Below are 12,710 nucleotides of genomic sequence, written 5' to 3'. Positions count from 1 at the left end.
ACGTCGAATCGACAGGACAAATAAAAGGGCACGCGACTTTCGTCGGCGTGCCCTCTCTCCTTGGATAAAAGCCTTTATTTTCAGGCGGCTTCGCTGACCCGGGCAAGCGCCACCTTGAGGCTGGCAAGCTGCCCTTCGAGCTCGCCGAGACGTTCACGCTCGGCAGCGACAATATCCGGGTTCGCGTTGGCGACGAACTTCTCGTTCGAGAGCTTGCCGACGATACGAGCAATCTCCTGCTCGTTCTTGGCAATTGCCTTTTCGAGACGGGCCTTTTCGGCGGACAGGTCGATCAGGCTACCAAGCGGCAGGCAGACGGTCGCCTCGCCGACAATGATCTGGGCAGCCCCCTTCGGCGCGGTGTCGGCGAGCGAAATCGCCTCGACGCGCGCCAGCCGCTTGATGGCGGCGTCGTGACGGAACAGCCGTTCGCGCGTCAAGCCGTTCGCGCCGACGACGACCAATGGCGCGGTGGCTGCCGGCGGCACATTCATTTCCGAACGCACCGAGCGCAGACCGGAAACGAGATCGATCAGCCAGTTGATTTCGTCGGCCGCAACATCGTCTGCATAGGAGGGAGCCGGCCAGTCGGCATGGCAGATCAGGCCGTCACGCTCCTGCCCCTCGGCTGCCGTATGCGCCCAGAGCTCCTCGGTCATGAAGGGCATGAAGGGATGCAGCAGCTTGTAGGTCTCCTCGAGAACATAGGCCGCGCAGGACTGCGCCTCGGCCTTGGCGTTGTCATCGTTACCGCCGAAGATCGGCTTCAACAGCTCGAGATACCAGTCGCAGAACTGGTTCCAGATGAAGCGATAGAGCACGCTCGCGGCATCGTTGAAGCGATAGGATTCCAGCGCCTCGGTCACATCCCGCTCCGTGCGCGCAAGCTCGGTCAGGATCCAGCGATTGATGGTGAGCTCGGCTGCTTCCGGCACGAAATGCGGGTCGCTCTTGGCGCCGTTCATCTCGGCAAAGCGAGTGGCGTTCCACAGCTTGGTGCCGAAGTTGCGGTAGCCGGCGATGCGGGCCGGATCGAGCTTCACGTCGCGGCCCTGCGCCGCCATGATCGCCAGCGTGAAACGCAGCGAATCGGCGCCGTACTGGTCGATCAGTTCAAGCGGATCGATGACGTTGCCCTTGGACTTCGACATCTTCTGCCCGTTCTTGTCGCGCACCAGGGCGTGGACATAGACGGTGCTGAACGGTTCGACGGGCTCACCGTTCTCGTCCTTCATGAAATGCAGGCCCATCATCATCATGCGGGCGACCCAGAAGAAGATGATGTCGAAGCCGGTGACGAGCACGTTTGTCGGATAGTAGCGCGCCAGTTCCGGCGTCTCGTCCGGCCAGCCGAGCGTCGAGAACGGCCAGAGCGCCGACGAGAACCATGTGTCGAGCACATCTTCGTCGCGCGTCAGGATTTCGCCCGGCTTGAAGTTTTCCAGCAGGTCCTCGACATAGGCCTTCATCGGCCCTTCATGGGATAGGTAATGCTGGATTGCCGCCTGCAGCGCCTCTTCCTCGGTCTTTTCAACGAAGACCTGGCCATCCGGTCCGTACCAGGCCGGGATCTGATGACCCCACCAGAGCTGGCGCGAAACGCACCAGGGCTGAATGTTCTCCATCCAGTCGTAATAGGTCTTGTCCCAGCTCTTCGGAACGAGTTTGGTGCGGCCATCGCGAACGGAGGCGATCGCCGGCTCGGCTAGCGTCTTGGCGTCGACATACCATTGCTCGGTCAGACGCGGTTCGATCGGCACGCCGCCACGGTCGCCATGCGGAACCGTGTGCTTGTGCGGCTCGACCTTGTCGAGCAGCCCAGCCTCCTCGAAGATGCGGACGATGATCTTGCGCGCCTCGAAACGGTCCTTGCCTTCCAGCTCATCCCAGGCGCCGTGCAGCGCGGCAGGATGATCCAGGCCCTCGAGGAAGTCCTCGTTGTCCTTGATGGTGATGGTCGCTTCCGGCGTCAGGACGTTGACGACACGCAGACCCCGGCGCTTGCCGACGTCGAAGTCGTTGAAATCATGCGCCGGCGTCATCTTGACGGCGCCGGTGCCCGCGGTCGGGTCCGGATATTCATCGGCGACGATCGGGATGCGACGGCCGACGATCGGCAGGATGACATGCTTGCCGACGATCGCCTTGTAGCGCTCGTCGTCCGGGTTAACGGCAACGCCGGTATCGCCGAGCATGGTCTCGGGACGGGTGGTGGCGACGACGAGATAGTCGCGCGTTTCCCATTCGGTCGGCTTGCCATCCTCGTCGAAAGCGATCGGATGCTGGTAGGTGACGCCCTCCTCCAGCGGATAGCGCAGATGCCAGAGATTGCCGTTGATCTCATGCTGTTCGACCTCGATGTCCGAAATCGCGGTCAGCATCTTCGGATCCCAGTTGACCAGCCGCTTGTCGCGATAGATCAGGCCTTCCTTGTAAAGCGTAACGAAGACTTCAAGAACGGCCTTCGACAGGCCCTCGTCCATGGTGAAGCGTTCGCGCGACCAGTCGCAGGAGGCGCCGAGACGCTTCAACTGGTTGAAGATCAGGCCGCCGGACTCTTCCTTCCATTCCCAGACCTTTTCGATGAAAGTCTCGCGGCCGATATTATGGCGATCCGGCTGCTGTCTCTCGGCAAGGCGACGCTCGACGACCATCTGCGTCGCGATGCCGGCATGGTCCATGCCGGGCTGCCAGAGCACATCCTTGCCGCGCATGCGTTCGAACCGCACCATGATGTCCTGCAGCGTGTTGTTCAACGCATGACCCATGTGCAGCGAGCCGGTAACGTTCGGCGGCGGAATCACGATCGTGAAGGTTTCCGCACCTGGCTTGGCGTTCGCACCGGCGCGAAATGCGTCGGCCTCATCCCATTTTTGGGCGATCTTCGGTTCGACGGTGGCGGAATCATAGGTTTTGTCGAGCATTTTATGACCGGATCTAGAGGACTGGATGATGCGGGTTGTAAATAGGATGGCTGTGGGCAAGTCAATAAAAAAGCCGCCCCGGAGGCCGGAGCGGCGGATCGTCTACCCGAAGCCCAGGCTGTCAGCGACGCGGGCCGCGGGCCACTCGCTCGATCTCTTCGCGCACGAGACGCTCGACCAGCGTCGGCAGATTGTCGTCAAGCCATTCCTGCAGCATGGGCCGCAGCATCTCCTGGGCCAACTCATCGAGGGAGCGACGCGGGCCACTGTCAACCATGGCGGCAAGCTCGTCAAACGAGCGGGCGACCTGCGCACCGGCGGATTCCGACATCAACGGTGACACATGTTGTGCTTGCTCAGAGAAATCTTCGGTTTCCGCAACGACAGGTGCGCGGAGTTCCGGCGCGTCAAAAACCGGCATCTCTACCGGGGCAGCCATCTGTGGGACAGCGGCAGCCTCAGGCGCTTTCCGCTCCTCCAGCTCCGGTTCCATCTTGGAGGCCGGCGCCACTTCGGCCGTCGGAAGAATGGTCGGCGTCACCGGATCTGCAACGGCATTTCGCAGCGGAAAGTCGGCAACACGCTCGACACGCGCTTCGGCAAGGCGCGCAGCCATGGCCGGCGGCAATTCGCGCGGTTGCGGCAGCTCGCGTCCGGCGCTCAGCAGGGCGGCGTTGCGCTCCGAAGCGGCGCGAACGCGCGCTGCGACATCGGCAAGCGAAAGGCCTCGGTCCGCGCTTTGCGGCTCGGCGACAGGCATCTGCGAATTTGCGGCAACGAAACGCGGCTCGGCTTCGGCGGCCAATGCTCGATCCGCTGCGGCGAACTCCTCATCGACAGTCAGGCGAATATCGTCATCGCGGCCGCCGGAGTTGGTAAAATTCGTGGAGGAAATGGGCTTGGCGCCCCCGGGCTCGTTGCTTTCGATGATTCTGCGGATCGAAGCCAGAATCTCTTCCATGGACGGTTCACGCACTACATTTGGCTGAGCCATATTCATCCCCGTATTCCCATATTCAACGATCGGAAACTCGCCAAAAGCAGCACCCGAATCAGGGTCACCCTAGATGAGTGTCCTCGGGAAAAAAATCACCGTGAAAGCACTAAACCCGGTGATGCACAGTTTTGTTACGATCGCTACGAATCGCGCTGCAAATGCGATTCTGCCACATGTCGGCACAATAAAAAACAGGCGCCCGGAGGCGCCTGTTGCGAATGCATCGCCGATCGCTCAAACGATCAGAATACGAATTCCTTGGCCTTGGCAAAGCCCGGCAGCGGCTTGATCGACGCGTTGAAAAAGACGTTTTCCGAAAAGGCGCCGCGTTCACGCATGAAAACAGTGGCGCGTGCGGCATGGCCAAAGCCCAATACCGCGATCAGGCGGCCGTCTTCACCGAGTTGATCAAGAAGCGCTTGCGGCACCTGCTCGACCGAACCATCGACAAAAATGACATTGAAGGGCGCGCTGCCGGCGTGGCCCTTTTCAAGATCGCCGGTCACGACAGTCACGTTGTCGTAGCCGAGCGCGGCAAGATTGGCCTTGGCCTGAGCCGCAAGATCCTCGTCGGTTTCGAGAGCCACCACCTTATCTGCAATAAGCGACAGGACGGCCGAGACATATCCCGTGCCGCAACCGACATCGAGGACCTTGTCCTCTTTGGTGATGACGCCGAGCTGCAGGAGCTTTGCCAGCGGCGAGGCTTCCATGAGGAAGCGTGCGGCCTTGCCGGCAGCGGCCGGGGCGATCTCGATATCGCAATCTATATAAGCCAGGAGCTTCGACTTCTCCGGCACGAAATTTTCGCGCGGTACCGCGAAAAATGCATTCAACACGGAATGAGAGGTGACATCCGTCGTGCGGATCTGGTTCTCGACCATCTTCACGCGTGCTGCTTCGAAATCCATCATATCCTCTTGCGCCCTTTACGCCCCAGATAGGCCGGCTTTGCTTCAGTGCTACGCGTGTCTTAATCGCGTGCGGCCAAGCTTTCAAGGCATCGTGGCAACAGGCGCGGAGATTCATCGCCATGCGTCTCCAACGAACAACAGCCGCGGTGTTCAAATGCCGATCGAGCCGTCTCCGTTGCCCTCATCCGTTGCCGCGATGGAATTTCCTAGACGGAGGATGCAATTGAGCGCATGGCTTGCGACGACGCTTATCTTGTCGTGGACAAGAGAGAAAGGCGCCTCATAGTGGGACGCCCGTTAGGCAAATCTTAACGTCGCAGGACCACGCTCGACTACCCGAAGCCATCCGGGTTAAGATCAAATTTCAAAAGAAGGCTGGCTGGATGTCCATTTCTCTTGTTCTTTTCGTCGCAACCTCACTGCCGCTGGTAGTCTTCCTGGCCGCCAGTCTTTCTTCGATGATGTAGGTCACAGAATGAGGCTTTCGCCCTCCACCGCAGTGTTGCTTATTATCCTTCTCGCACCCCAGGCCGCCCTGAGCGACGAAGCACCGCAAGCGGCGGCACCGATCATCGGACATGTCGTCACCGGCAAACAGCTTGATGAATGGTGCGAAGAGGATCGGACCCTTGCCTCCGTCTATGTGCAGGGAATTCTCGACGAAGCTCAACGCACGAAAAATCTGACGATTCGGGCCACCAAGCAAACGCCAAAGAACTCATCGCGCTATGAGCATTATCTTCAACAGTTTGTCGGCGCCTTTTGCCTTCCGTCCGATCTCAGCAACGCCAAAGCGACCGCGATCGCGTGCAAGTGGATGGCGGAGCATTCATGGCAGCTCGAGCGGCCCGCCAGTTCGTTGATCGCTCGCTCCTACAAATTCGCCTTTCCCTGCCTGGAAGAGTAGACGGCAAGATATTCTTCCAAGGTATCGAGCATGCCTACTCGCTGCAGGCGGCCGGCAAGCTGTTACGCGCAACGAAAAAAGAGCGATAATCAGGACCAGGCCCTTGCGCCCATTCAAGATTCGTTCTAAACGCCCGCCATCACTCGCCTTTATATATCGGATGGCCTCGTGGCGGAGTGGTTACGCAGAGGACTGCAAATCCTTGCATCCCGGTTCGATTCCGGGCGAGGCCTCCATCCTTCCCTTTTTTCCGTGATAAGCACTTGAGAAATCATTTGATTTTTTTGGTGCCGCAATTTTGGCAAGAGTCATTCGCCACACCGAAACGGGGGGTGGCAATCCACTCTTTTTACTACATTTATGGGTTTAAAGTTCACTTCCCGTTCACCTTGCGGTTACTAAGGTTGCCTTGCGAATAACAAGGAAACAACCAATGAAGAAGATTTTCATCGTCGCCATGGCGGCCACAATGCTCACGGCACCTTTTGCCAATGCGCAGGAATGGCCGCGTCACCATCGCGACCGGTCCGGCGAGGTTCACCGCAACGTGCCTCAGAGAGACCAAGACCGCCGTGGATGGGGCCCGCATCGCGGCAGAGACGAGCGTGGCTACTATCACGGATATCGGGGCTACCGCGACCGTCGACCCGGCTACCGTCGCCATAACGACGGCCTTTGGTATCCGGCGGCAGCCTTCGCTCTCGGCGCCATTATCGGTGGCGCGTTGAATAATTAAACTGTCAGAACCGAAACCTCTTCGTGGGACGCGCCATTCAACTGGAAGGTCGACCATGAAGGTGGAGACGAATACACAAAGCCGGGGCGAATGCTCCGGCTTTTTTGTTCCCAAATCACGACCAAATGGATTCGCGAAATTCAAGCAAGACGTGCAGCGTAGTCACGCCGCGCAGATATCACGATGGTAAATCGTGAGCGTCTGTAGAAGGCCTCAATTTCTCGCTCGAAGAGCTCCATGGAGAGAACGGCCCATGGCTCATAGTGTCGCTGAAAGTTTTCATCGTCACGCCGACTGTGTGATCTGAGAATGCCGACGAGCCGCCAATTTACAAATCCCATTGCTTCACTTTCGGAGCGAGATCCGGCCCAAGCCCTCGTGTGGTCCGCCATGCCGGATCTCTGCCGCATTATCGCACGGTGGTATGGGAATAGATAATCGCCAACCGCGCACATGGGGAATACAAATCGAATTTCATGACGTTACATGCGTTTGGTTTGCCGACGGGCCTTTCGTCGATCCTCGGCTTAGTATCGAGCCAGCGGAGATGTCAGACTTCTCAGTCGGTAGAGACCATGCGCCGGTGGCCGTTGCATTAATCGCCTTATTTCGCCCCGTGTACGCCCATCCCACGTCACAAGCGTCACCATCCAAGCGAATGCTTGCAACGCAAAGGCACTTGGTCGCTTGCCGGGCTCCACCTGGCTACAGCTTCCACAAAGGCGGCTAAAGGGTCCGTATAATCAGCTTACCCAGCGAATTGCGTCATTTTTGCAACAAAGTTTTTTTTCGAATAGCACGCACATAGTTCGCCAGTCTTAGTATCTTGCCAAATCAGCGGAGCAGGTTCAGGTAATAGTTCGCGAAGCTTATTACTTCGCAGCTACTGATAGGGAACATGAACGGGATGGGGTTGGGCACGTCGTCTTTTCGGCGGGTTATCTCATGCCCAATCAAGAAAGATTGGAGTTATTATGAACATCAAGAGCCTTCTTCTCGGCTCCGCTGCTGCCTTGGCGGCAGTATCCGGTGCTCATGCGGCCGACGCTATCGTTGCCGCTGAGCCGGAGCCGCTCGAATACGTTCGCATCTGCGACGCATACGGTGCTGGCTACTTCTTCATCCCTGGCACCGAAACCTGCCTCAAGATCGGCGGCAAGGTTCGTACGGAAGGTGAGTGGTACAACGCCTATAATCGCGTCAGCAATCAGGGCACGCTGTGGCACACCCGCGCCGAGCTGAACGTCGACACCGCGACCGACACCGAATACGGTCCGTTGAAGACGGAAACCATCGTTCGTTGGGACTGGAATGACGGCGGCTCCACCAGCACGAACCTGCTGTGGTCCTACATCAGCCTCGGTGGCTTCACCGTCGGTAAGAAGGACTCGCAGTACAACCTGTACGTAGGTTACGCCGGCGACGTCATCAACGACGACGTGATCTATGACGGCCCGTACGAACTCAACCAGTTGACCTATGAATATGACGGCGGCAACGGCTTCTCGGCTGTTATCTCGCTCGAAGATAGTAACTCCGGTTCCGATTCGACGACTTACGACGGTGCATGGGAACAGGCGAAGGGTGACCACTACGCCCCGAACGTTGTTGCTGGTCTCGGTTTCAAGTCTGGCGCATGGGGCTTCAAGGTCGTTGGCGGTTATGACTCCATCGTCGAAGAAGGTGCAGTCAAGGCTCGTGTCGATGCCGACTTCGGTTTCCTCACGGCCTTCTTGATGGGCGGCTACAACACGGACGGCAAGAAGCTGAACCAGTATGCCGGTTCGAACCAGGACATTTCTGCTTGCACGGCGCCGAACGGCACTGTCAATGGCTCGAAGTGCGGCTGGGGTGATTGGGCAGTTTGGGGCGGCGTTGGCGTTCCGATCAACGAAAAGCTGAAGTGGAACCTCCAGCTCGCCTACACCGACTCGAAGATCTTCGAAGCAACCACGAACCTGAAGTTCAACCCGGTCAAGGACCTCCTGGTCGAGCCGGAATTGACCTACGTTCACTATGACTTTGCCAAGGACGATACCGTCGCCGGCATTCTCCGCTTCGAACGCAACTTCTGACCTGATCTGACTTGACCTCCGATCAGAGAAGGAAGGGGTCCGGCTTTCCCTGCCGGCCCCCTTTTTTCTTGACTGGCGACTCCTGAAATCAAGCCGCTTCCCTGCGAGCAAAACGTGTTGCGACGAACCCCGATCAACCAGAAGGGGGAACCTTGTCGTAGCTATTGCGTTTACTGCGCAAAGGGACATTGGCTTAATAAAGGAGTTATCATTTTGAAAAATTTTGCTTCAATCGCTTTGACCGCCGCGCTCACCATAGGCTCGCTGCTGTCGGTCACCATGCCGACGATGGCCGCCCCGCCCAGCGCTTCACAAGCAACGGCTCCCGATATCGTTCTGGTTCAAGAGCGTGGAACGCGCTGGCACCCGGATTCATACGACGATCGCCGCCGCTGGCGCGGTCATGATCGCCGTCATTGGCGCGACGATCGCGGCTGGGATCGCCGCCGCCATTGGGACCGTAGCTGGCGCGACGACCGCCGATATCATCGCCGGCATCGCAGCGGCGTAATATTCGAAATTCGCCCTTGATGCATCGGGACTCGTCCCGCAGGTCCCACTTCATAGAGTTCCAGAAACGAAACGGCCGCTACCGAGGATATCGGTAGCGGCCGACTTGCAATCAGAGGGGATTTTGCGCCAGTTCGAAGCTTCTACCGATTAACGGCAGACGCGTACACTGCGGACGACCCAGTGGCCATGAACTCTGTGCTTCACCTTCTTCATATAGCAATGTTGATGGTGACGATGATGCATCGGAGCCGCCTCGGACGTTGCGCTGACGGCAACGACCGATGCCAGAGCGAGTGCAGAAGCAAGAATCAGGTTTTTCATGTCGAACCTCTAAAGCATTGGGGGACTATGCTGCGCGGATCGCGCACTTACGTTCATGCGCCGGTTCAGATTAACGCCACATGAACATCTTCTCACATTCGCGAGAGCAACCATACCTTGAGCCAAATTTCATCGAAGTGCCACACACATCTGCATGAAACTTGCTGACAGTGGCTCGAAAACCGCCGCTGTATCGCGCCGGCAACCCTCTCACCGGCAGGAATGCAAGACTCTGTTGTTGCAGTACAAAAAAGCCCTGGCAAAGCGGATTTTCGATTCTCAGCCGATTGGAGAACGGATGGGTAGGAGGCTTCGAAGCCGCTCGTCGCGAAGATAAAGGCCTCCCCAGGCCAAGATGCCCAAAAGCAAACTGATAAGTTGTGGCGGAGACCATACTTCTCCAAGACGAAAATGGACGCAGATAGCGCCGCCCAGGAAGCCCGTCGTCAGGATTGCGCCAAGGATTGCAGTGCGTGGAATGGCATAAAGAATCGCGCAGACGAGGATGATCAGGCCGAGCAACGTCGCCTGGCCGGCCGGGAATCCCGTCGCCTCCATCTCCGCGCTGACCATCGACGGTGCAAACAGATCGACAGCCGCATCGACCGCCAATGCGACTATCACGATTGCGCTAAAAACCCACCCCACCCATGACGCTCCGCGCGAGCTCGCATTCTCAGACATTACATCCCCCCAATATGCCGAACCCGGCTCATATCGCCTCATCGACCCGAAGGCCCGTCGGGCGAACGGCGGCAATCTGGCACGGCTGGGAAAGGCGGGTCAACGAGGATAGCGCGTCCATCGCACACCAAAGCGCAATGAAGACTAAGGCCGAAGAAATCGACGCCGCGGGGCGCGTGCAATAAAATTGCCCACTGCGCTGATACAGTTCGTCCACTCTTGGGCTTGGGACAAAAGAACGGCTGCGTGATCTCGCAGCAGCAGCGTGACGTCAATCGGCCGCCCGACCCCGTTCTAAATTAACGGCAGTCGCGTTCTTCCTGGGTGTCTATAGTATCGGTAATGACAATCAAGTGCGATCGGCTCACTGCGAAAAGATTGCTCTTAATCTGTCCAAATCGACATCTCGGACATCGGCCGGCACTTCGGTTGCAGAGTGAGCCCTGAACCACTCCGCCGCTTCCCGCACACGATCGCCATGCGGCGGTGGATAAGCACCCAGACGCAAGACCCATTCTCGGACGGTTTCTCTTTCCATGCGCCCTTTTTCGTATCGGTCGCAAACGGTCTTTGCCGACGCTATCAGATCGTTGATTTTCGACATCCCACCCGCTCTCGTTTCACCCGCCACTCCCAGGGCCGGCGTCCCCTTCAACGGGGAGTTTGCGGCAAATCACAAGATGCGATCGTGTTGTCGCCGCTGGCGGGCGATTTCAGATTCAGCTTCCAGGGATCGGCACCGAAATATATGTGCTTTTCTACGAGAGAACTCTCGATGGTCTGGCAAAGCTCTTGAGCGTCTCCACCTCCCGTCGCAACAGAGACAGTGACCGTTTTCGTTTCTTCGGAATAGGTGCACGGCGATAGCGAAATGGTCGTGTCGACTGCTCGGCAAAGCATTTTCGCATTCGAGACAGCATCGGTATCAGCCAAAGCGTGTCCAGCGCTCATCGATACACACAAAGCCAAAACCATCAATCGGCGCATCATTTTTTATGATTCCTTAGAGTCAAGCTTTTCGCCTGACCCAAGCGCAAATAGCCCGGCTTCGCAACCGAAAAGACCGTCATGGCTATCCCTGCTAATCACGCAGGCGCGCCCAGGCGACGCCGTCTCCAGAATAACCACCATCGAGGAAGAGGACGCCGGCGGTTTGACCGCAGCGCTGATGTCATCGACGATGATGACTTCAAAGGTGGCCGAGGAAGAAGATCTGTATTCTTTACAATACAGCAAAAACTAACTCTTATCAGAAAAAGTGGCTCCCCGGGCCGGATTCGAACCGGCGACCTGTCGATTAACAGTCGAATGCTCTACCGCTGAGCTACCAGGGAATGCGCTTGGCGCGGTGTGAGTGGGCTAATACAAACGCTTGCCCGATTTGCCAAGCGGTTTTTTCAAAAAAAGCGATTTCCCTTGCATTATTTCGTCGCCTCACCACTTTCTGTGGATGACTGATCAAAGCGAAGCAACAGCAAACAGAGGTCGAAATGGCCGGAAAGCCCGCCGTTTCGGCATTGATCCTTCTACGCGCGAGCTTGTTTTCGGCTCGGTGAGAATTCCGCTTCCCAGATCGCGTCTTGCCCGCGTCGGCGTCGGCGTCGCCCTCATCTTCGGCGGCACACTCGGTTTCCTGCCGGTGCTCGGCTTCTGGATGCTGCCGCTTGGCTTCATCGTGCTGTCACATGATATGCCCGTCGTGCGTCGCTGGCGCCGGCGTTTTGCGGTGTGGTGGACAAGACGGCGCCGCCCGGCGAACTGAACCCCTTCTAGCTCCTGCCGACAGGCCGGGCGGGATTGCCGACGACGGTCGCACCTGCCGCGACATCTCTTGTCACGACCGAACCGGCCCCCACGATCGCTCCGTCGCCGATCGTCACGCCGCCTAGAATAATGGCTCCGCCCCCGATCCACACATCCCTGCCGATCGTGACCGGTCGCGCAATCTCCAGGCCTGCGCGCCGCTTCTCCGGATCCCTGTGGTGTTCCGCACAATATATATGAACGCCCGGCCCCAGCATGCTGCCTTCGCCGATGCGCACGCTGCCACTGTCGAGAATGGTGCAGCCGGCATTGAGATAGACACGGCGACCAAGCGAGATGTTCATCCCATAGGAGCAGTGAAACGGTGCTTCGATGAAAACATTCTCCGCGGCGTGAGCAAAGAGCGCAGCCAAAGCCGGCCCGAGATTGCCGCGCTGCGCTGGCGGCATCGTATTGTGCTCATGCACGGCCTCTCGCGCCAGCCACCGCAGCGCATCGAGTTCGGGATCGAAGCAGCAATACCATTCCGCCGCCGCCATCCTCTGCCTTTCGGTGATGCCCATCGATGCGCCCCTCCGCTGCTTTATGGATTCGTCCGGCGAGATCATGCATCACCATTCGGGCCGCCAGCAAGGAAGACAAACACCCATTTCGGGGTAAGCAACAAGCCCCGCGCGAACCGTCCTAGATTGCACGCCTTGATTAGTGCCGTCTCAAATACTTGATCATTCAAAGATCGGCCGCCCGAAAACCCTCGCTTCGACTGAAAATGGCTGGCGATACGGGATTTTTGCCCTCAACAAACTGTCACACAGCTTGTCTATAACGCCGCTACCGCGGACTTGCGCAAGACCACCGGTTCCGAGCTTTCAAAA

Annotated in this window: 12 protein-coding genes and 2 tRNA genes; 7 read left to right on the top strand and 7 right to left on the bottom strand. The window is 58.1% G+C overall.

Annotated elements, in window-relative coordinates; all coding sequences use genetic code 11:
- Positions 1-80: 80 nt before the first annotated feature.
- The 3 genes from JTP94_RS20990 to JTP94_RS20980 form a co-directional block, all read right to left on the bottom strand.
- The gene (locus JTP94_RS20990) at positions 81-2,924 is read right to left on the bottom strand and encodes a valine--tRNA ligase (RefSeq protein WP_204852422.1); all 2,844 of its coding nucleotides are present in this window, start codon (positions 2,922-2,924) and stop codon (positions 81-83) included.
- A 121-nt stretch (positions 2,925-3,045) separates the two neighbouring features.
- A complete protein-coding gene (locus tag JTP94_RS20985) occupies positions 3,046-3,924 on the bottom strand; it encodes a PopZ family protein (RefSeq protein WP_204852421.1) in 879 nt (292 codons plus the stop codon).
- A 239-nt stretch (positions 3,925-4,163) separates the two neighbouring features.
- Positions 4,164-4,835 (bottom strand): protein-L-isoaspartate O-methyltransferase, encoded by a 672-nt coding sequence (locus JTP94_RS20980; protein WP_204852420.1) that lies wholly within the window; start codon positions 4,833-4,835, stop codon positions 4,164-4,166.
- A gap of 475 nt (positions 4,836-5,310) precedes the next feature.
- On the opposite strand from JTP94_RS20980, the gene JTP94_RS20975 reads away from it, so the two are divergent.
- The 5 genes from JTP94_RS20975 (at position 5,311) to JTP94_RS20955 (ending at position 9,064) form a co-directional block, all read left to right on the top strand.
- Positions 5,311-5,742, top strand: coding sequence for a Rap1a/Tai family immunity protein (locus JTP94_RS20975; RefSeq protein WP_204852419.1), 432 nt, complete (start codon positions 5,311-5,313; stop codon positions 5,740-5,742).
- 162 nt (positions 5,743-5,904) lie between these two features.
- Positions 5,905-5,978: transfer RNA gene (locus tag JTP94_RS20970), tRNA-Cys, on the top strand.
- A gap of 197 nt (positions 5,979-6,175) precedes the next feature.
- On the top strand, positions 6,176-6,478 hold the full coding sequence (locus tag JTP94_RS36060; RefSeq protein WP_409456621.1) for a hypothetical protein: 303 nt from the start codon (positions 6,176-6,178) through the stop codon (positions 6,476-6,478).
- A 974-nt stretch (positions 6,479-7,452) separates the two neighbouring features.
- Entirely contained in the window at positions 7,453-8,553 is a 1,101-nt protein-coding gene (locus JTP94_RS20960) for a porin (RefSeq protein WP_204852418.1), read from the top strand.
- A gap of 349 nt (positions 8,554-8,902) precedes the next feature.
- Positions 8,903-9,064, top strand: coding sequence for a hypothetical protein (locus JTP94_RS20955; RefSeq protein WP_204852417.1), 162 nt, complete (start codon positions 8,903-8,905; stop codon positions 9,062-9,064).
- A 602-nt stretch (positions 9,065-9,666) separates the two neighbouring features.
- Here the strand turns inward: JTP94_RS20955 and JTP94_RS20950 are convergent.
- Together JTP94_RS20950 and JTP94_RS35940 are read right to left on the bottom strand one after the other, a co-directional pair.
- Positions 9,667-10,071, bottom strand: a complete 405-nt coding sequence (locus JTP94_RS20950) for a DoxX family protein (RefSeq protein ID WP_204852416.1) — start codon at positions 10,069-10,071, stop codon at positions 9,667-9,669.
- A gap of 364 nt (positions 10,072-10,435) precedes the next feature.
- Positions 10,436-10,675, bottom strand: a complete 240-nt coding sequence (locus JTP94_RS35940; RefSeq protein WP_037201750.1) for a hypothetical protein — start codon at positions 10,673-10,675, stop codon at positions 10,436-10,438.
- Positions 10,676-10,942: 267 nt separating this feature from the next.
- Here JTP94_RS35940 and JTP94_RS20945 point away from each other — a divergent pair, with 267 nt between their 5' ends.
- The gene (locus JTP94_RS20945) at positions 10,943-11,314 is read left to right on the top strand and encodes a hypothetical protein (protein WP_204852415.1); all 372 of its coding nucleotides are present in this window, start codon (positions 10,943-10,945) and stop codon (positions 11,312-11,314) included.
- A gap of 16 nt (positions 11,315-11,330) precedes the next feature.
- Here the strand turns inward: JTP94_RS20945 and JTP94_RS20940 are convergent.
- Positions 11,331-11,405, bottom strand: a tRNA-Asn gene (locus JTP94_RS20940).
- Positions 11,406-11,521: 116 nt separating this feature from the next.
- Between JTP94_RS20940 and JTP94_RS20935 the strand changes: the two genes are divergently transcribed.
- Positions 11,522-11,833 (top strand): hypothetical protein, encoded by a 312-nt coding sequence (locus JTP94_RS20935; protein ID WP_204852414.1) that lies wholly within the window; start codon positions 11,522-11,524, stop codon positions 11,831-11,833.
- Between the two features lie 7 nt (positions 11,834-11,840).
- Here the strand turns inward: JTP94_RS20935 and JTP94_RS20930 are convergent, their stop codons facing one another.
- On the bottom strand, positions 11,841-12,398 hold the full coding sequence (locus JTP94_RS20930; protein WP_204852413.1) for a sugar O-acetyltransferase: 558 nt from the start codon (positions 12,396-12,398) through the stop codon (positions 11,841-11,843).
- Positions 12,399-12,710: the final 312 nt, after the last annotated feature.

This window comes from Martinezella lusitana (assembly GCF_016901135.1).
Lineage (GTDB): Bacteria > Pseudomonadota > Alphaproteobacteria > Rhizobiales > Rhizobiaceae > Rhizobium > Rhizobium lusitanum_D.
This window is presented reverse-complemented; position numbering and strand designations above follow the sequence as displayed.

Excerpts from the sequence above, each read along its gene's own strand:
- JTP94_RS20980 (WP_204852420.1), bottom strand. The coding sequence starts at position 4,835 with ATGATGGATTTCGAAGCAGCACGCGTGAAGATGGTCGAGAACCAGATC.
- JTP94_RS20985 (WP_204852421.1), bottom strand. The coding sequence starts at position 3,924 with ATGAATATGGCTCAGCCAAATGTAGTGCGTGAACCGTCCATGGAAGAG.
- JTP94_RS20950 (WP_204852416.1), bottom strand. The coding sequence starts at position 10,071 with ATGTCTGAGAATGCGAGCTCGCGCGGAGCGTCATGGGTGGGGTGGGTT.
- JTP94_RS20935 (WP_204852414.1), top strand. The coding sequence starts at position 11,522 with ATGACTGATCAAAGCGAAGCAACAGCAAACAGAGGTCGAAATGGCCGG.
- JTP94_RS20945 (WP_204852415.1), top strand. The coding sequence starts at position 10,943 with ATGGTCGTGTCGACTGCTCGGCAAAGCATTTTCGCATTCGAGACAGCA.
- JTP94_RS35940 (WP_037201750.1), bottom strand. The coding sequence starts at position 10,675 with ATGTCGAAAATCAACGATCTGATAGCGTCGGCAAAGACCGTTTGCGAC.
- JTP94_RS20975 (WP_204852419.1), top strand. The coding sequence starts at position 5,311 with ATGAGGCTTTCGCCCTCCACCGCAGTGTTGCTTATTATCCTTCTCGCA.
- JTP94_RS36060 (WP_409456621.1), top strand. The coding sequence starts at position 6,176 with ATGAAGAAGATTTTCATCGTCGCCATGGCGGCCACAATGCTCACGGCA.
- JTP94_RS20990 (WP_204852422.1), bottom strand. The coding sequence starts at position 2,924 with ATGCTCGACAAAACCTATGATTCCGCCACCGTCGAACCGAAGATCGCC.
- JTP94_RS20930 (WP_204852413.1), bottom strand. The coding sequence starts at position 12,398 with ATGGGCATCACCGAAAGGCAGAGGATGGCGGCGGCGGAATGGTATTGC.
- JTP94_RS20960 (WP_204852418.1), top strand. The coding sequence starts at position 7,453 with ATGAACATCAAGAGCCTTCTTCTCGGCTCCGCTGCTGCCTTGGCGGCA.